Raw genomic sequence first — 17,469 nt, 5'->3', positions numbered from 1 at the left:
GAGCCTCCCGATGCCCCCGATGGCGAATGCGATGCCGACGTTCTCCTACACCGAGCGCGACCTCGCCCGCTTCCGCGAGACCCAGCAACTCGCCTACCACTGCGCCGAACAGGTCGCCGCCTGGATCGAACCGGGCGTCACCGAGCGGCAGGCCACCGCCGAGCTGCGCCGCCGCCTGGTCGCCGCCGGGGTGCAGGACTTCTTCCACGTCCCCTTCGCCTGGTTCGGCGACCGGACGGCCTTCCGGCACTTCCGCACCCCGCTGCAGTTCTTCGCCGGCAACCGCAAGCTGGAGGAGGGCATGCCGTACGTGCTGGACTGCGCGCCCGTCGTGGACGGCTACACCGCCGACATCGGCTACGGCGGCAAGGTGGGCGAGAACAAGGTCTGGGACCGCCTGGCCGCCGACCTCAAGGTCTACCGCGAGCTGATCCTCGCCGAGGTGCGCGCCCGCAAGCCGCTCAACGAGGTGTACGCGGCCGTGGACGCGCAGATCGCCGCGCACGGCTACGACAACCGCCACCAGGTCTACCCGGGCCGGGTGATCGGCCACCAGGTCACCCGCACCACCGTGCGCGGCCCGGCCGGGGTGAACGTCTTCGGCTTCGGCGTGCGCACCCTGCAGACCCTCGGCCGCGAACTCATCTCCGAGCGCCTGCACGGCCGTTCGCCACTGTGGGCGGACGGCCGCTCCTCCCGGCACGCTCCCACCCCGGGCCTGTGGGCGGTCGAGCCGCACATCGGATTCCGCGGCGTGGGCATCAAGTTCGAGGAACTGCTGGTGGTCACCGAGGACGACGCCTACTGGCTCGACGACGACCTCCCGCACGTCCGCCGCTGGACCGCCACCGACGAGTCGGCCGACACTGACCGGGTCGACGCCCAGCCGACCGATGACGAGCCGACCGATGACGAGCCGACCGCCCTGGAGGCCACCCGATGACGACCCCGATCCGCCGCCGGACCGTTCACTCCGGCGGCCTCCCGCTCGCCGTCTTCGAGCAGGGCGACCCGGACGCCCCCACCGTCCTGCTGGTGCACGGCTACCCGGACACCCACGCCGTCTGGGACGACATCGCCGCCGACCTCGCCCGCGACCACCACGTGGTCCGCTACGACGTGCGCGGCGCCGGGGAGTCGGGCGTCCCCGCGAACCGGGACGGCTACCGTTTGGAGCAGCTCGCCGACGACCTGTTCGCCGTCGCCGACGCCGTCAGCCCGGAGCGCCCGGTCCACGTCGTCGCCCACGACTGGGGCTCGATCCAGTCCTGGGAGGCCGTCACCGCCCCCGGCGCCGAGCGCCGGATCGCCTCGTACACCACCATGTCCGGCCCCTGCCTGGACCACATGGGCTACTGGCTGCGCCACCGGCTGCGCCGTCCCACCCCGCGCCACCTCGGGCAGCTGCTCCACCAGGGCCTGCACTCCTGGTACATCACCGCTTTCCACCTGCCCTTCCTCGCCCCCGCCGTCTGGCGCCTCGGCCTGGCCCGGGCCTGGCCGCGGGTGCTGCGCGACCTGGAGCACGTCTCCCCGCGCGCGGACCACCCGAAGCCGAGCCTGCGCCGCGACGCGGTCCGCGGCATCGAGCTGTACCGCGCCAACTTCCGCCCCACCATGGGCAGTCCGCGTGAGCGGTCGACCGAGGTGCCGGTCCAGCTGATCACCCTCACCCGGGACCGCTACGCCGGCACCTACCTCTCCGAGGGCCTGGAACGCTGGGTGCCCGAGCTGACCCGACGCACTCTGCACGCCGGCCACTGGGCGGCGCTGCTGGAGAAGGGAGCCACCGTGGCCGGCATGGTCCGCGAGTTCACCGCCCGCATCGAGACCGGGAGCGCGGGCGACCCCCGAACCGCCGAGGGTGACGGCCGGTTGGTGGTCGTCACCGGCGGCGGCAGCGGCATCGGACGGGCCACCGCGCTCGCCTTCGCCGAGGACGGCGCCCGGGTGGTGGTCTGCGACCTCGACCTCGCGGCCGCCGAGCGCACCGCCGAACTCGCCTCGCTGATCGGCCCGAAGGCGCACGCCTACCGGGTGGACGTCTCCGACGGCGCCGCGATGGACGAGTTCGCGCAGACCGTCGCCGCCGAGCACGGGGTGCCCGACGTGATGGTCAACAACGCGGGCATCGGCCATTCCGGAACGTTCCTGCAGACCACCGAGAAGGAGTGGCAACGGGTCCTGGACGTCAACCTCTGGGGCGTGATCCACGGCTGCCGCGCCTTCGGCACCCTGATGGCCGACCGCGGCCAGGGCGGCCACATCGTCAACGTCTCCTCGGCCGCCGCCTACCTGCCGGCCAAGGCGCTCACCGCCTACGCCACCAGCAAGGCCGCGGTGTTCATGCTCTCCGACTGCCTGCGCGCGGAGTTCGTCGGCCACGGCATCGGCGTCTCCACCATCTGCCCCGGCATCGTCGACACCAACATCACCCGCACCTCCACCTTCTCCGCCACCACCGCCGCCGAGCAGGCCGCCAAGCAGGCCCGGGCCGCCAAGCTCTACGCCCGCCGCGGCTTCCCGCCGGAGAAGGTCGCCGGAGCCATCGTCACCGCCGTGCGCACCGGCAAGCCCGTCGTCCCGGTCACCCCCGAGGCCAAGGTCGCCCGCCTGCTCTCCCGGCTCAGCCCCGGCCTCCTCCGCCTGGCCGCCCGTCTGAACGTCACGTGATCGCCACCGTCACCGGCCGGCCGACCGCGTGGGTCCGTCCCGCCCGGGACGGCGGACCGAGAGCCTCGTCGGGGCCGTGGGAGCATCGAGGCCCATGGAGATGACAGCCGCTCTGTGGTCCTTCGTCCTCGTCGTGGGGCTGCTCACCCTCACGCCAGGGCTCGACACCGGGCTGATCCCGCACACCTCCGCGCTGGGCCGGCGGCGGCAGGCCCTGGGGGGCGTGCTCGGCAGCCGGGCCGACCCGCCGCAGATCTTCGAGGCCCACCGCGTGGTGCGCTGAACACTGCTCCAGGGGGCCGTCACGCGGCGTGCGGTGGACTGCTCGCGGCCGCATCCTCCGAAGGCGCAGCGGCCACGTCGTGGTGGATCGGCCCGTCCCCGGCGCTCAGGGGCAGGCAGCTGCCGCCGCGCCGATGGGCGATGATCTCGGCGGCGACCGAGACCGCCGTCTCCTCGGGGGTGCGGGAGCCCAGGTCGAGGCCGATGGGGGAGCGCAGCCGGGCGAGCTCGGCGTCCGTCAGTCCGGCCTCGCGCAGCTTGGCCTCCCGGTCGCGGTGGGTGCGGCGCGAACCCATCGCGCCGACGTAGCCGACCGGCAGCCGCAGGGCGCGTTCCAGCAGGGGGATGTCGAACTTGGCGTCGTGGGTGAGCACGCACAGCACGGTGCGCCCGTCGATCCGGCCGAGCTGGGAGTCCAGGTAGCGGTGCGGCCAGTCGACCACCACCTCGTCCGCGTCCGGGAAGCGACGGGCGGTGGCGAAGACCGGCCGGGCGTCGCAGACCGTGACGTGGTAGCCGAGGAACTTGCCGATCCGCACCACGGCGGCGGCGAAGTCGATCGCGCCGAAGACCAGCATCCGGGGCGCGGGCACGTAGGACTCGACGAAGCAGGTGACCGTGCCCTGCTCCTGCTCGTCGCAGGGCCGCCCGTCCAGGCCGAGCACGATCCGCCCGGTCCGCCCGGCGTCCAGCATCGCCCGGGCCTCGGCGATGAGCGCCCGCTCCAGCGCGCCGACCGTGGACGGTCCCACCGAGAGCGCCCCGGAGGCATCGCCGGCGGTGACGGCGAGGGTGGCGCCGAGCAGTCCGGCCGGGCCCTCGATCACCCGGGCGAGCGCGACCGGGGTCCCGGCGGCGATGTGGGCGAGGCCCGCGTCCATTCCGGGGTCCGCCCCCGGCACGACCGGCTGGACGAACACGTCGAGGATCCCGCCGCAGGTCAGCCCGACCGCGAAGGCGTCCTCGTCGCTGTAACCGAAGCGTTCCAGGACCGGCTCGCCGCTCTCGATCGCGGCCTGGCACAGCTCGTACACCGCGCCCTCGACGCACCCGCCGGAGACGCTGCCGACCGCCTCCCCGGCCGCGTCCACGGCCAGTGCCGCTCCCGGGTCGCGCGGGGCGCTGCCGGAGACGCCGACCACGGTGGCCATGGCGAAGGAGCGCCCGGACGCGTGCCAGGCCTGCAACTGCTCGGCGATGTCCTGCATGTCGGAGGCTCCTTACACGGTTTCGACAGTAGCGGGAGAGCCGCCGTACGGGAAACGATCCCGTACGGCGGCGGTGGTGCACGGGGAACGGCGCCTAGCGCACGCCCAGCCAGGACTTGATCGGAGTGAGTGCGAAGTACAGCACGAAGACCGTGGTGAGGATCCACATCAGCAGCCCGGGCTCGCGCCACTTGCCCTGGCCGGCCTTGAGGACCGAGTACGAGATCACGCCCGCGGCGACGCCCGCGGTGATGCTGTACGTGAAGGGCATCAGCACGCAGGTGAGGAAGGCCGGGATGGCGACCTCGCGGTCGGACCAGTCGATGTGCCGGGCCTGGCTCATCATCATCGAGCCGATCACCACCAGGGCCGCGGAGGCGACCTCGACCGGGACGATGCCGGCCAGCGGCGAGAAGAACAGCATCAGGGCGAACAGGCCGCCGGTGACGGTGGAGGCGAGGCCGGTCCGGGCGCCGTCGCCGACACCGGTCGCGGACTCGACGAAGACCGTCTGGCCGGACGCGCCCGCCAGGCCTCCGACCGCACCGCCGGCGCCGTCGATGAACAGCGCCTTGGACAGGCCGGGCATCCGGCCCTGCCTGTCCGCCAGCCCGGCCTCGGTGCCGACGCCGATGATGGTCGCCATCGCGTCGAAGAAGCCGGCCAGCACCAGGGTGAACACCGCGACCGAGGCGCTGATCGCGCCCATGCCGTGGCCACCGAAGGCGCCGAACAGGTCGACGTGGCCGAACAGGCTGAAGTCGGGCGCGGAGACCGGGCTACCGGGCCACACCGGCACGGAGTTCTTCCAGGCGGAGGCCGGCACACCGGCGACCCGGTTGACGACCATCGCGAGCACGCTGCCGCCGGCGATGCCGATCAGGATCGCGCCGCGGATGCCGCGCGCCATCAGCACGAAGACGGACAGCAGGGTGATGCAGAAGATCAGCACCGGCCAGCCGGTCAGCTCGCCGGCCGGGCCGAGCGAGAGCGGGGTGGGGCCGCCGGTGTGCATGAATCCGGCCTTGTAGAGGCCGATGATCGTGACGAACAGGCCGATACCGATGGTGATCGCGTGCTTGAGCGGCAGTGGGATGCCGTTCATGATCTTCTCGCGCAGGCCGGAGACCACCAGCAGCACGATCAGCAGGCCGTAGATCACGCACAGGCCCATGGCCTGCGACCAGGTGGTGTGGGGGACGACGAGCGCGGAGACCGCACCGGAGACCGAGAGTCCGGCGGCCAGGGCCAACGGCACGTTGCCGACCAGGCCCATCAGGATGGTGGTGACGGCGGCCGCGAGCGCGGTGGCGGTGGTCAGTGCGGCGTGGTCGAGCTTGACGCCGTTGACGTCCGCGCCGCTGAGGATCAGCGGGTTGAGCAGGATGATGTACGCCATCGCCATGAACGTGGTGAGGCCGCCGCGCAGTTCGTTGGCGAGGGTCGAGCCCCGGGCCGAGATCTTGAAGTACGCGTCCAGCGCGCCGTTCGGGCGTGGTGCCGGGGACGAGGGACGGGCCTCGTCCCCGATGGGTCTGTCTGCTTCGGTGGTGCCGGGCTCCGTGGGGATCCTGGTCATGTCCACTCCCAAGTGTCAAAGGGGGTTGGGGTGGGCGAGCCGACCTGACTGCCAGTCAACGAAGGTGGCACAGGGGGACGGTATCGACTCACTGTGGGGGGGGCACTCGTCGGGGGAGTGCCAGCGGTGCAGTTGAGGGTGGTGCGCACCACTGCGGAACCCCGGCGTGGGCAGGGCAGCGGGTGGGGGAGGCCCCGGGGCGGCGGGGAGGACGCGTCGCCGCCCCGGGGAGGTCCGTGCTTCCGGAGCTTCCGGAGGCCGTACTCCCGAATGTCGAACTCCCGGGATCAGCCCGGCTGTTCGGTGGTCAGGTGCTCGGGCCGGACCGGGATCCTGCCCAGCGCCAGGCCCGTGGCGTTGCGGATGGCCGCCACGATCGATGGCGTCGCCGACACGGTCGGCGCCTCGCCGACGCCGCGCAGCCCGTACGGGGCGTGCGGGTCGGGAAGTTCGAGGACGTCCACCGGGATCGGCGGAGTGTCCAGGATGGTGGGGATCAGGTAGTCGGTGAAGGAGGCGTTGCGGACCTTGCCGTCCCGGACGATGATCTCCTCCATCACCGCGAGTCCGAGCGCCTGGGTGCACCCGCCCTGGATCTGGCCGACCACGGAGAGCGGGTTGAGCGCCTTGCCGACGTCCTGGACGGCGGTCAGCTCGACCACCTTGACCAGGCCCAGCTCCACGTCCACGTCCACCACCGCGCGGTTGGCGCAGAAGGTGTACTGGACGTGGCCGAAGCCCTGGCCGGTCTCCTTGTCGAAGGCCTGGGTGGGCCGGTGGTGGTGCTCGCGGGTGAGGTCGATGGCCTCGTCGCCCAGCAGGTCCACCATGGGGACCAGCACACCGGCGCTCTCCGAGACCACCCTGCCGCCGGCGAGCGTGATGTCCTTGTGGGTCCAGCCGTAACGGCGCCGACCCTTCTCGATCAGCTCCCGTCGGACGGCCTCGGCGGCCAGCTTCACCGCGCCGCCGGTCATGTACGTCTGGCGCGAGGCGGAGGTCGAACCGGCCGACCCCACCTCGGTGTTGGCCGGGTGGATGGTGACCTGCTCGACGCCCAGCTCGGTGCGGGCGATCTGGGCGTGCACGGTGACGCCGCCCTGGCCGACCTCGGCCATCGCGGTGTGCACCATGGCGACCGGCTCGCCGCCGATCACCTCCAGGCGCACCCGGGCGGTGGAGTAGTCGTCGAAGCCCTCGGAGAAGCCGACGTTCTTGATGCCGACCGAGTAGCCGACGCCGCGCACGATGCCCTCGCCGTGCGAGGTGTTGGACAACGCGCCGGGCAGCGCGCGCACGTCCAGGTGCTCGGTGTCCAGCGGCGGCGGCAGCGGCATGTCCTTGGCGCGCTGCAGCAGTTCGGCCACCGGCGCGGGCGAGTCGATCTGCTGGCCGGTGGGCATGAAGTCGCCCTCCGACATCGCGTTCAGCTGCCGCAACTCCACCGGGTCCATGCCGAGTTCGGCCGCCAGCTTGTCCATCTGCGACTCGTAGCCGAACGCCGCCTGCACCGCGCCGAAGCCGCGCATCGCCCCGCAGGACGGATTGTTGCTGTACAGCGCGATGGCGTGCATCTTGACGTTCGGGATCACGTACGGGCCGTGCCCGAGCGAGGCCGCGTTGCCGACCACGGCGGGGGAGGCGGAGGCGTACGCGCCGCCGTCCAGCACGATCCGGCAGTCGGCGAAGACCAGCTTGCCGTCCCGGGTGGCGCCGTGCTCGTAGTGCATCCGCGCCGGGTGGCGGTGGACGTGGCCGTAGAAGGACTCGTCCCTCGAGTAGACGATCTTGACCGGCTTGTTGGTGTGCTGGGCCAGCAGGCAGGCGTGGATCTGCATGGAGATGTCCTCGCGGCCGCCGAAGGCGCCGCCGACACCGGCAAGGGTGAGCCGGACCTTCTCCTGGGGCAGGTCCAGCACCGGGGCCATCTGCTCGCGGTCCACGTGCAGCCACTGGGTGGCGATGTACAGGTCGATACCGCCGTCCTCGGCGGGCACCGCCAGGCCGGACTCCGGGCCGAGGAAGGCCTGGTCCTGCATGCCGACCTCGTAGTCGCCGCTGACGATGACGTCCGCCATCGCCCGCACCTCGTCGGTCACGCCGAGGCCGGAGACCAGCCTCTGCTCATGGCAGATGTTGCCGTACGCGTGCGACTTGTACTCGTGCGGCTCGTGCACGTACCCGTGGGTCTGCGGGTCCAGGCACTGCTCCTCGGTGACGATCGGGGTGCGCACGTCGTACTCGACCTTGATCTTCTTCACCGCGCGCCGGGCCGTCTCCGGGTGGTCGGCCGCGACCAGCGCGATCGCCTCACCGTGGTAGCGGACCTTGTCGATCGCCAGGGCCGGCTGGTCCTGGATCTCCAGGCCGTAGTACTTGGAACCGGGGATGTCCTCGTGGGTCAGCACCGCGTAGACGCCGGGCACCTTGAGCGCCTCGGAGATGTCCACCGAGAGGATGTCGGCCCGGGGGTGCGGCGAGCGCAGCGCCATACCCCAGAGCATGTCCTCGTGCCACATGTCGGACGAGTACGCGAACTCGCCCTTGACCTTCAGGTTGCCGTCCGGGCGCAGCGGCGAGCCGCCGATGCCGTCCCTGGAGGCCTGGTTGATGTTCTGCAGGTTCTTCTGGCCCTGGATGGTCCGCGCGGTCATTCCGAACCAGCCCCCTCACCGGCGCACTTGCGGGCGGAGGCGAGCCGCACCGCGTCCATGATCTTCTCGTAGCCGGTGCACCGGCACAGGTTGCCCGACAGTGCCTCGCGGATGTCGTTGTCGCTCGGCTGCGGTTCGCGATCCAGCAGCGCGTCGGTCTGCACGAGCAGACCCGGGGTGCAGAAGCCGCACTGGACGGCGCCGGCGTCGATGAACGCCTGCTGGACCAGGCCCAGCTCGCCGTTCTCCTCGGCCAGGCCCTCGACCGTGCGCACCTCGCGGTCCTGCACCTGGCCGGCCGCGACCAGGCAGGAGCAGACCGGCACGCCGTCCAGGTAGACGGTGCACGAGCCGCACTCGCCCTGCTCACAGGCGTTCTTCGAACCCGGCAGACCGACCCGCTCGCGCAGCACGTAGAGCAGGCTCTCGCCCTCCCACACGTCGTCGGCCTCGACCGGCTTGCCGTTGGCGGTGAACGTGACCCTCATGCCGCGCTCCTGATCTGCTTGCTGTAGTCGTTCCAACACCACGTGAGGGTGCGGCGGGCCATCACGGCCAGCGCGTGCCGCCGGTAGTCGGCGGTGCCCCGGACGTCGTCGATCGGGGAGGCGGCGGCCTTCACCAGCTCGCCGAAGCGCTGGATCACCTCGGTGCCCAGCAGCTCGCCGGACTCCCAGAGCCCGCGCTCGGCGAGCACACCCTGCAAGTACTCCTCGGCCTCGACGGCGCGGCGCGGCGTGGGGGCAGCCGAACCGATACCGGTGCCGACGGTTCCGTTCCCGGGGTGCAGGGCGAAGCCGAACGCGCAGACCGCGATCACCATCGCGTTGCGGGTGCCGATCTTCGAGAACTGCTGCGGGCCGTCCGCGACCGGGATGTGCACGGCCCGGATCAGCTCGTCCGCCTCCAGGCAGTTGCGCTTGACCCCGACGTAGAAGTCGTCGATCGGGATCATCCGGGTGCCGCGCACCGAGGCCGCCTCGACGTACACGTCCCGCCCGGCCGCCAGCAGCGCCGGGTGGGAGTCGCCGGCCGGGGAGGCCGCGCCCAGGTTGCCGCCGACGCCGCCGCGGTTGCGGATCTGCGGGGAGCCGACGGTGCGGGCCGCCAGCGCGAGCCCGGGCAGCGGCCCGGACAGCTCCGCGATGATCCGGGCGTACGGGACGGAGGCGCCCAGCCGGACGACGCTGCCGTCGTTCGTCCATTCGGTCAGCTCGGTGACGCGGTTCAGGTCGAGAATCGCGGATGGCCGGTGCACGTCGAAGTTCAGCTCGACCATGACGTCCGTGCCGCCCGCGATGGGCAGCGCGGTCGGATACTCAGCCTTCGCCGCGAGAGCCTCGTCCCAGGTGGCGGGCCGAAGGAACTCCATGCGGGTGTCTCCTCAAGTCTTCGCCGACCGGGTGTCCGGCGGCGTGTCGCCCAGTGAACCCCTGTGACGGGGGCCACTGGCAGTCACCGATGGCATGAAGCCCCGGCTGTGGTCCCGCCCGGCATCCTGTACGTTCCTCTAAGGAGGAGAATCCCGCAGCCCAGGTGTTCACCGAGTGCTACCTACGACCGTAATCCGGCCGTGACGGGCGGGCTACGGCCCCGTGACCCGGCGGCCCCTGGTACGTAACACCGAGCACGGATGTTCGGGCACACTGTGACCCCCGGGCCGGGCGTCCGGCCCTCCTCCCCCCGTTCCAGCCCCCTGTATGCCGCCTGTTCCAGCCCCCGTTCCAGCCCCCCGTTAGGAGTCCGCGGATGCGTGTCCGTGACCTGCTCGCCCCCGGCGCCCCGCGACTGCGCCTGCTCGCGGCCGAGGAGGAGCTGGACCGGCAGGTCAGCGGTGTGATGACCACGGACCTGCACGACCCCGGCCGCTACCTGCACGGCGGCGAGCTGGTGCTCACCGGGATGCTCTGGCGCGGCGGCCCGGCCGACTCCGAGCGGTTCGTGCGGACCATCGCGGCCGGCGGCGCGGTCGCCCTGGCGGCCGGCGAGGCCGAGGTCGGCCCGGTGCCCGAGGATCTGGTCGAGGCCTGCCGCCGGCACCGGATGCCGCTGCTGGCCGTCCCCGACGACATCGCCTTCGGCACCGTCACCGAGTTCATCGGCCGTCAGGTCTCCGCCGACCGCGCCGCCGACCTCGCCGCCCTGGTCGACCGGCACCGGCTGCTGGTCTCGGCGGCCGGCGGCGGCGGGCTGGACGCCGTGCTGGACCTGCTCGGCGGCGACCTCGACCTGGACTGCTGGGTGCTCACCCCGACCGGCGCGGTGATCGCCGGCCCGGCCGACCGGCTCACCGCCGAGGACCGCGACCAGCTGGTCCGCGCCCACCTCGCCGCCCAGCGCCAGCGCCGCCGCCCCCCACACCGGGCCCGACTGGCCGGCGGCGCCTACTCGCTGCTGCCCGCCGCGGCCTCCGCCGAGCACGAGGCGCCGCAGGCCGATTGTCCGCTGGCCGACTGGGTGCTCGCGGTGGCCGGCGACGTCACCGAGTGGACCACCAAGCGCCAGCAGCTCGCCGAGAACCTGGCCCGGCTGGTCGCCGCCGAACGTCACCGCCGGGACGAGGGCCGCCGGCTGCGCCGCCGCCTGGCCGACGAACTGCTCGCCCTGCTGCGCCGCGACGCCGACCCGGCCGAGATCAGCCGCACCCTGTACGCCTCCTCGGCGATGGCCGCCCGCTACGAGAGCCCCGAGGCCAAGTCCCAGGCCCAGGACGACTCCTGGCTGGTGCTCAGCGCCGAGGGCGCCGGCCTGCCCGAGGGCATGGTGCGGGCCGTCCTGGAGGAGGCGCTCGGCGGCACCACCGACCGCGCGCTGGTCGCCGGGTCGGGCAGCGGCGCCGTTGTGGTGCTGCCCGCCCTGGACACCCCGGTGCCCGCCGACACCCTGCGCGACCTGCTCGCCCCGTTGGAGGCCGGGCTCGGCTCGGAGGGCCGGATCACCCTCGGCGTCTCCGCCCCCGCCTCCGGGGCCGGCGGCCTGCGCGGCGCCCTGGAGGAGGCCCGGCACGCCCGCCGGATCGCCGCCGCCCGGATCGGCCGGGTCTGCGTGGCCGGCCCCGAGGAGCTGGCCTCGCACGTGCTGCTGCTGGCCGCCGTCCCGGACGAGGTCCGCCGGGCCTTCCGCAGCCGGCTGCTGGACAAGGTGATCGCGTACGACATCGAGCACCAGGCGGACCTGGTGCGCACCCTGGAGGCCTTCCTGCGCTCGGACGGCTCCTGGACCCGCTGCGCCGGGCAGCTGCACGTCCACGTCAACACCCTGCGCTACCGGATCGGCCGGATCGAGGAGCTGACCGGGCGGGACCTCTCCCGGCTGGAGGACCGGGTGGACTTCTACCTGGCGCTCGAACTGGCCTGATCCGCCGTCGCCTCGTTCCCCGTCGCCTCATTCCCCGTCGTCTCCGGTCCCGTCAGGTGGCGTCCGGTCCGGCCGGTCCCGTCCGGTGGCTGCCGGGGAAACGGCCGAGGGCCCGCCGCGAACACTCGCGGCGGGCCCTCAATCGTGACGGTCGGTCACTACTGCGCGGGGATGATCGTGGTCAGCCACTCGAAGGCGCTCGGGACCATCCGCTTCCACATGTCGGTGGTGTGCGGGCCGGTGCTCTCCTCGACCTGGACCTTGGTCGGCTCCTTGGCCACGGCGGCGATCGCCTGGCCGTCCTCGTAGCCGTCCCCCTTGGCGCCGCTGACCAGCAGGGCGACCTTCGGCGGCTGCTGGGCGGCCTTGAGGATGTTGACCGGGTTGTTGGCCTCGCGCAGCTTCGGGTCCTTGCCGACCAGCGAGTCGCCCTCGGTCGCCGGGTCGTTGTAGCCCGACATCGCGATGGCGGCCCGGTAGCGGTTGGGGTGGGCCACCGCGAGCTTGGCCGCGCAGTGGGCACCGGCCGAGTAGCCGGCGATTGCCCAGCGGTCCGAGGACGGGTCGGCGCGGAAGTTGTCCATCACCATCTGCGGGACGTCGCGGGTGATCCAGGCGTCGGCGTTGATCTTGCCGGGGATGTCGGTGCAGCCCGCGTCCTGGTGGTTGCCCAGGAGCAGGGTGCGCGGCGAGACCAGGATGAACGGGGCGACCTTGCCCTGCTGCATCAGCGGCTTGAGCTGCTCGGACACCTTGAGGGTGCCGTACCAGGTGGAGGACGAGCCCGGGTAGCCCGGGATCAGCTCGACGACCGGGAACTTCTTGTCCTTGAACGCGGGGTCGTTGTACTGCGGGGGCAGCCAGACCAGCACCTCACCGTCGACGCCGGAGACCTGGCCCTTGAGCTCGGTCTTCTGGACGTCGCCGGGCACCGCCGGGTCGTTCACGCCGCCGAACTTCTGCAGCACCTTCGGCTGCTGCTTGCCGGCGTCGCCGGACTGGCCGTTCTGGGCGGTGCCCGCGGGGTCCGCCGGAGGCACCGAGGGCACCGCGCGGACGTGGTCACCGGTGCCGAGCAGGTCGTCCCAGTTGCCGTAGATCAGGTTGGCGTTGTTGACCATCACGAAGACCATCAGCACGGCCGTGACCTGGCAGAACATGATCATGACGAGCCGGGAGAGGATCTGCACCGGCTGGGGGCCGCGCACCTTCCCCCAGAACAGCAACGCCACTGTGATGGAGACCGGCACAAGGATGACGGTGAGGATGAAGAATGGCGTACCTGTCAGTTCCATCGAGTTCTCGTATCCGGGTCGCTCGCCGTCCGGGCCCCACTCGCCCGGACGCACGTCAATGGCATCAGACGGCTGAGAACCGATGATCGGTTGCCGTCCGAATCTGTGCGGAACCTGAGAGGAACATCACGTTGCCGTGATGTCCCCGCTTCGGATCGGCGCCTAGTCTGCCACCCGGACGGCGGTGGTCCGGACCAGATATCCAGCGGAATACCAGGAAGGTCCCCCGCGGCACCTTACAACCCGAGCCGTTCGCGGTGCTGGGCGAGGCGGTGCGAGCCCGCACGGGCGGGCCAGAGAGACTATGGGGATGAGCACAACCCGCTTTCGCCCGTCCCGCCGCTTCTGGCCCGTGTGCGCCGTCCTGGCCCTCGCGGTCACCGCGGCCGGTTGCAGCAGTACCGGAGGCAGACGCGCCGAGGAGGCCCGCGCCAAGGCAGCGGCCGCCGGCGGCAGCGCCGTCACCACCCCGCGCTGGAAGGTCGCCATGGTGACCCACGCCGGTGCCGGCGACGCCTTCTGGGACAGCGTGCGCAAGGGCGCCGAGCAGGCCGCCGCCAAGGACAACATCACCTTCCTGTACTCCAACGACGCGCAGACCCAGAACCAGGTCCAGCTCGTCCAGGCCGCCATCGACCAGAAGGTCGACGGTCTGCTGGTCACCCTCGCCAAGGGCGACGCCATGGCCGACGTCCTCGGCAAGGCCGAGGCGGCCGGCATCCCGGTGATCACCGTCAACTCCGGCCAGGAGTTCTCCGCCAGGTTCGGCGCGCTCACCCACATCGGCCAGGACGAGACCACGGCCGGCCAGGCGGCCGGCGCGGAGCTGGCCTCCCGTGGCCGCAAGAGCGTGCTCTGCGTGATCCACGAGCAGGGCAACGTCGGCCAGGAGCAGCGCTGCTCCGGCGCCCAGTCCAAGTCCGGCGCCGCCTTCCAGGTCCTCTACGTCAACGGTGTCGACATGCCTGACGCCCGCGCCGCGATCTCCGCCAAGCTCCAGGCCGACCCCGGCATCGACACCGTGCTCACCCTCTCCGGCCCGATGGCCGCCACCGGGCTGCAGGCCGTCCAGGACGCCCACCGGAACGTCGAGTTGGACACCTTCGACCTCGGCCAGCAGGTGGTGGCCGGCCTCAAGTCCGGCAGCGTCGGCTTCGCCGTCGACCAGCAGCCCTACCTCCAGGGCTACGAGGGCGTCGACCTGCTCTGGCTGTACAAGTCCAACCTGGACATGCTCGGCGGCGGCAAGCCCGTCGCGACCGGCCCGCAGATCCTGACCAAGGACAACGCCGACGCGCTCGCCGAGTACGTCGCGAGGGGGACCAGGTGAGCACGTCGAGCACCTCGGACCTGCTCGTCCAGGACCGCCCGGCGGCCCTGCGGCGGCTGCTCGCCCGCCCGGAGCTCGGCTCGCTGATCGCCGCCGTCGCGGTGTTCGCGGTCTTCGCGGCCGTCGCCGAACCCTTTCTGCGGGTCTCCTCGCTGGGCACCGTGCTCTACGCGGCGTCCACCATCGGGATCATGGCCGTGCCGGTCTCGCTGCTGATGATCGGCGGCGAGTTCGACCTGTCGGCCGGCGTCCTGGTCACCACCGCCGCGCTGACCTCCTCGATGGTCTCGTACCAGTTCACCGCGATCACCTGGGTCGGCGTCCTGGTCTCGCTGGCGACCACCCTGGCGATCGGCTGGTTCAACGGCTGGATGCTCGGCCGTACCAAGCTGCCCAGTTTCATCGTCACCCTGGGCACCTTCCTGATGCTGACCGGCGCCAACCTGGGCGTCACCAAGGCGATCTCCGGGACGGTCTCCACCAAGTCGATCGCGGACATGCAGGGCTTCGAGTCCTGCCGCCGGCTGTTCGCCTCCGAGGTGAACATCGGCGGACTGGCGATCAAGGCCACCGTCTGGTGGTGGCTCGGTCTGCTGGTGGTCGGCAGCTGGGTGCTGATGCGCACCCGCTTCGGCAACTGGATCTTCGCCGTCGGCGGCGACGCGGCCGCCGCCCGTGCGGTCGGCGTGCCGGTCGCCCGGACCAAGACCGTGCTCTACCTGGGCGTCGGCTTCGGCGCCTGGGTGCTCGGGCAGCACCTGCTGTTCTCCTTCGACACCGTGCAGTCCGGCGAGGGCGTCGGCAACGAGCTGATCTACATCGTCGCGGCGGTCATCGGCGGCTGCCTGATCACCGGCGGCTACGGCTCGGTGGTCGGCTCCGCGCTCGGCGCGCTGATCTTCGGCATGGCCGGCAAGGGGATCATCTACGCGCAGTGGAACCCGGACTGGTTCAAGTTCTTCCTCGGCGCGATGCTGCTGCTGGCCGCGCTGCTCAACGCCTACGTCAAGCGCCGGGCGGAACGGGGACCGCGATGAGTGGGCGATGCGGGCACCCCCGGCCGGAGGCCGGGGGAGAGCGAGTCATCGAGAGGCGTGTGTGGGCGAATGCCCCTGCCGAGCGAAGCGAGGTGGGCGCATGAGTGACGAGCTTCTGTCCCTTGACGGTGTCGGCAAGACCTACGGGACGGTCCGGGCGCTGCAGGACGTCTCGCTGACCCTTCGGGCCGGCGAGATCAGCTGCGTGCTGGGCGACAACGGGGCCGGCAAGTCCACCCTGATCAAGATCATCGCCGGGCTGCACCAGCACGACGAGGGCAGCTACGCCATCGGCGGCGAGGAGGTCCGCTTCGACTCCCCGCGCCAGGCCCTGGACCGCGGCATCGCCACGGTCTACCAGGACCTCGCGGTCGTCCCGCTGATGCCTGTCTGGCGCAACTTCTTCCTCGGCTCCGAGCAGGGCATGCGCCGCTGGGGCGGCCTGCGCCTGGACGCCGACGGCATGCGGGCCGCCACCCGCGAGGCGCTCGCGAAGATGGGCATCGACCTGCACGACGTCGACCGGCCGATCGGCACCCTCTCCGGTGGCCAGCGCCAGTGCGTGGCGATCGCCCGCGCCGTGCACTTCGGTGCCGGGGTGCTCATCCTGGACGAGCCGACCGCGGCGCTCGGCGTCAAGCAGTCCGGGGTGGTGCTCAAGTACGTCACCGCGGCCCGCGACGCCGGGCTCGGGGTCGTCCTGATCACCCACAACCCGCACCACGCCTACCTGGTCGGGGACCACTTCACCCTGCTCAAGCGGGGGCGGATGGCCGGCAGCCACCCGCGAGCAGAGATCGGCCTGGAGCAGCTCACCACCGAGATGGCCGGCGGCTCCGACCTCGCCGAGCTCTCGCACGAGCTGGCCCGACCGAACGACACCACGTCCAGTGAGGAGCGTCCGCAGCCGTGACCAGCCCCCAAGGCAGCACCCGGCCGGCCGTCCTGCCCACCCTGCTGGGCCTCGGCCCGCGCGCCGAGCGCCGGCGCCGCGCCCTGCCCGCGGGGATACTGCGGCTGCCCACCATCGGCGTCGACATCGGCGGCACCAAGGTCGTCGCGGGAGTCGTCGACGGTGAGGGCAAGGTGCTGGAGAAGCTGCGCACCGACACCCCCCACAAGAGCAAGAGCCCCAAGGTCGTCGAGGACGTCATCGTCGAGCTGGTGCTGCGTCTCGCCGACCGGCACGACGTCCACGCGGTCGGCATCGGCGCGGCCGGCTGGGTCGACGCCGACCGCTCCCGGGTGCTCTTCGCCCCGCACCTCAACTGGCGCAACGAGCCGCTCCAGGAGGTGCTCAGCGAGCGGCTGCGCTTCCCGGTGATCGTGGAGAACGACGCCAACGCGGCCGCCTGGGCCGAGTGGCGGTTCGGCGCGGGGCGCGGCGAGGACCACATGGTGATGCTCACCCTGGGCACCGGCATCGGCGGCGCGGTCGTCCGGGACGGCTACGTCGACCGGGGCAAGTACGGCCTGGCGGGCGAGTTCGGGCACATGCAGGTGGTGCCCGGCGGGCACCGCTGCCCGTGCGGCAACCGCGGCTGCTGGGAGCAGTACTCCTCGGGCAACGCGTTGGTACGGGACGCCCGTGAGCTGGTCGCCGAGGAGTCCCCGGTGGTGCAGCCGCTGCTCGCCCGGGCGGGTGGCGCGGTCGAGGGCATCACTGGTCCGCTGGTCACCGAGGCCGCCCAGGACGGCGACCCGACCGCGACCGAGTTGCTCTACGAGGTCGGCACCTGGCTCGGCGTCGGCATCGCCAACCTGGCCGCCGCCCTCGACCCGGGCCGCTTCGTCATCGGCGGCGGTGTCTCCGAGGCCGGGGACCTCCTCCTCGGCCCTGCCCGCGACACCTTCCGTCGCACCCTCACCGGCCGCGGCTTCCGCCCCGAGGCCACCATCGTCCACGCCGCCCTGGGCAACGATGCCGGCCTCGTCGGCGCCGCCGACCTGGCCCGCCAGATCGCCCGCCGCTTCCGCACCATCAAGCGGCGGCGGGTGGAGCGCAGCGCGCTGTAGGGCAGGGCGCCTGCCGGGCGCTTCGGCGACGGGCGGCT

14 protein-coding genes are annotated in these 17,469 nt (G+C 72.1%); 8 read left to right on the top strand and 6 right to left on the bottom strand.

The window, feature by feature from the left end; all coding sequences use genetic code 11:
• Positions 1-10: 10 nt before the first annotated feature.
• The 3 genes from ABZW30_RS10600 to ABZW30_RS10590 all read left to right on the top strand — a co-directional run bounded on the left by ABZW30_RS10600 (position 11) and on the right by ABZW30_RS10590 (position 2,956).
• Positions 11-943 carry a M24 family metallopeptidase gene (locus ABZW30_RS10600; RefSeq protein ID WP_355670665.1) on the top strand — a complete coding sequence of 311 codons (933 nt, stop codon included), beginning with the start codon at positions 11-13 and terminating at the stop codon, positions 941-943.
• Entirely contained in the window at positions 940-2,673 is a 1,734-nt protein-coding gene (locus ABZW30_RS10595) for an SDR family oxidoreductase (protein WP_355670664.1), read from the top strand. Before ABZW30_RS10600 ends, ABZW30_RS10595 begins: the two co-directional genes overlap by 4 nt.
• Positions 2,674-2,767: 94 nt before the next feature.
• On the top strand, positions 2,768-2,956 hold the full coding sequence (locus ABZW30_RS10590; RefSeq protein WP_355670663.1) for a hypothetical protein: 189 nt from the start codon (positions 2,768-2,770) through the stop codon (positions 2,954-2,956).
• Positions 2,957-2,975: 19 nt separating this feature from the next.
• Here the strand turns inward: ABZW30_RS10590 and ABZW30_RS10585 are convergent, their stop codons facing one another.
• The 5 genes from ABZW30_RS10585 to ABZW30_RS10565 all read right to left on the bottom strand — a co-directional run bounded on the left by ABZW30_RS10585 (position 2,976) and on the right by ABZW30_RS10565 (position 9,768).
• A complete protein-coding gene (locus ABZW30_RS10585) occupies positions 2,976-4,163 on the bottom strand; it encodes an XdhC/CoxI family protein (RefSeq protein WP_355670662.1) in 1,188 nt (395 codons plus the stop codon).
• A gap of 94 nt (positions 4,164-4,257) precedes the next feature.
• Positions 4,258-5,742 carry an NCS2 family permease gene (locus ABZW30_RS10580; protein WP_355670661.1) on the bottom strand — a complete coding sequence of 495 codons (1,485 nt, stop codon included), beginning with the start codon at positions 5,740-5,742 and terminating at the stop codon, positions 4,258-4,260.
• A gap of 287 nt (positions 5,743-6,029) precedes the next feature.
• Positions 6,030-8,396: a xanthine dehydrogenase subunit D gene (gene pucD, locus ABZW30_RS10575; protein ID WP_355670660.1), complete on the bottom strand. Its 2,367-nt coding sequence runs from the start codon at positions 8,394-8,396 to the stop codon at positions 6,030-6,032.
• A complete protein-coding gene (locus ABZW30_RS10570) occupies positions 8,393-8,884 on the bottom strand; it encodes a (2Fe-2S)-binding protein (protein ID WP_355670659.1) in 492 nt (163 codons plus the stop codon). Before ABZW30_RS10570 ends, pucD begins: the two co-directional genes overlap by 4 nt.
• Complete coding sequence (locus ABZW30_RS10565) at positions 8,881-9,768, bottom strand: FAD binding domain-containing protein (protein WP_355670658.1); 888 nt, start codon at positions 9,766-9,768, stop codon at positions 8,881-8,883. Before ABZW30_RS10565 ends, ABZW30_RS10570 begins: the two co-directional genes overlap by 4 nt.
• 377 nt (positions 9,769-10,145) lie before the next feature.
• Here ABZW30_RS10565 and ABZW30_RS10560 point away from each other — a divergent pair, with 377 nt between their 5' ends.
• A complete protein-coding gene (locus tag ABZW30_RS10560) occupies positions 10,146-11,753 on the top strand; it encodes a helix-turn-helix domain-containing protein (protein WP_355670657.1) in 1,608 nt (535 codons plus the stop codon).
• 158 nt (positions 11,754-11,911) lie between these two features.
• On the opposite strand, the gene ABZW30_RS10555 is transcribed toward ABZW30_RS10560, so the two are convergent.
• On the bottom strand, positions 11,912-13,048 hold the full coding sequence (locus tag ABZW30_RS10555; RefSeq protein ID WP_355670656.1) for an alpha/beta hydrolase-fold protein: 1,137 nt from the start codon (positions 13,046-13,048) through the stop codon (positions 11,912-11,914).
• Between the two features lie 310 nt (positions 13,049-13,358).
• Here ABZW30_RS10555 and ABZW30_RS10550 point away from each other — a divergent pair, with 310 nt between their 5' ends.
• From ABZW30_RS10550 to ABZW30_RS10535, 4 genes are all read left to right on the top strand, one after another.
• On the top strand, positions 13,359-14,378 hold the full coding sequence (locus tag ABZW30_RS10550) for a substrate-binding domain-containing protein (protein ID WP_355670655.1): 1,020 nt from the start codon (positions 13,359-13,361) through the stop codon (positions 14,376-14,378).
• Positions 14,375-15,415 (top strand): ABC transporter permease, encoded by a 1,041-nt coding sequence (locus ABZW30_RS10545; RefSeq protein WP_355670654.1) that lies wholly within the window; start codon positions 14,375-14,377, stop codon positions 15,413-15,415. The genes ABZW30_RS10550 and ABZW30_RS10545 overlap by 4 nt, the downstream gene beginning before the upstream one ends.
• A gap of 100 nt (positions 15,416-15,515) precedes the next feature.
• Positions 15,516-16,328, top strand: a complete 813-nt coding sequence (locus ABZW30_RS10540) for an ATP-binding cassette domain-containing protein (protein ID WP_355670653.1) — start codon at positions 15,516-15,518, stop codon at positions 16,326-16,328.
• Positions 16,329-16,369: 41 nt separating this feature from the next.
• Complete coding sequence (locus tag ABZW30_RS10535; protein WP_355670721.1) at positions 16,370-17,431, top strand: ROK family glucokinase; 1,062 nt, start codon at positions 16,370-16,372, stop codon at positions 17,429-17,431.
• Positions 17,432-17,469: the final 38 nt, after the last annotated feature.

It is taken from the genome of Kitasatospora sp. NPDC004669 (assembly GCF_040609455.1).
GTDB lineage: Bacteria > Actinomycetota > Actinomycetes > Streptomycetales > Streptomycetaceae > Kitasatospora.
The sequence above is the reverse complement of the archived record's forward strand: the minus strand, read 5'-3'. Positions and strand labels throughout refer to the sequence as shown.

What these genes read in the sequence shown, in the direction of transcription:
- ABZW30_RS10560 (WP_355670657.1), top strand. Translation starts at nt 10,146, where the DNA reads ATGCGTGTCCGTGACCTGCTCGCCCCCGGCGCCCCGCGACTGCGCCTG.
- ABZW30_RS10565 (WP_355670658.1), bottom strand. Translation starts at nt 9,768, where the DNA reads ATGGAGTTCCTTCGGCCCGCCACCTGGGACGAGGCTCTCGCGGCGAAG.
- pucD (WP_355670660.1), bottom strand. Translation starts at nt 8,396, where the DNA reads ATGACCGCGCGGACCATCCAGGGCCAGAAGAACCTGCAGAACATCAAC.
- ABZW30_RS10555 (WP_355670656.1), bottom strand. Translation starts at nt 13,048, where the DNA reads ATGGAACTGACAGGTACGCCATTCTTCATCCTCACCGTCATCCTTGTG.
- ABZW30_RS10585 (WP_355670662.1), bottom strand. Translation starts at nt 4,163, where the DNA reads ATGCAGGACATCGCCGAGCAGTTGCAGGCCTGGCACGCGTCCGGGCGC.
- ABZW30_RS10600 (WP_355670665.1), top strand. Translation starts at nt 11, where the DNA reads ATGCCCCCGATGGCGAATGCGATGCCGACGTTCTCCTACACCGAGCGC.
- ABZW30_RS10550 (WP_355670655.1), top strand. Translation starts at nt 13,359, where the DNA reads ATGAGCACAACCCGCTTTCGCCCGTCCCGCCGCTTCTGGCCCGTGTGC.
- ABZW30_RS10595 (WP_355670664.1), top strand. Translation starts at nt 940, where the DNA reads ATGACGACCCCGATCCGCCGCCGGACCGTTCACTCCGGCGGCCTCCCG.
- ABZW30_RS10570 (WP_355670659.1), bottom strand. Translation starts at nt 8,884, where the DNA reads ATGAGGGTCACGTTCACCGCCAACGGCAAGCCGGTCGAGGCCGACGAC.
- ABZW30_RS10590 (WP_355670663.1), top strand. Translation starts at nt 2,768, where the DNA reads ATGGAGATGACAGCCGCTCTGTGGTCCTTCGTCCTCGTCGTGGGGCTG.
- ABZW30_RS10540 (WP_355670653.1), top strand. Translation starts at nt 15,516, where the DNA reads ATGAGTGACGAGCTTCTGTCCCTTGACGGTGTCGGCAAGACCTACGGG.
- ABZW30_RS10580 (WP_355670661.1), bottom strand. Translation starts at nt 5,742, where the DNA reads ATGACCAGGATCCCCACGGAGCCCGGCACCACCGAAGCAGACAGACCC.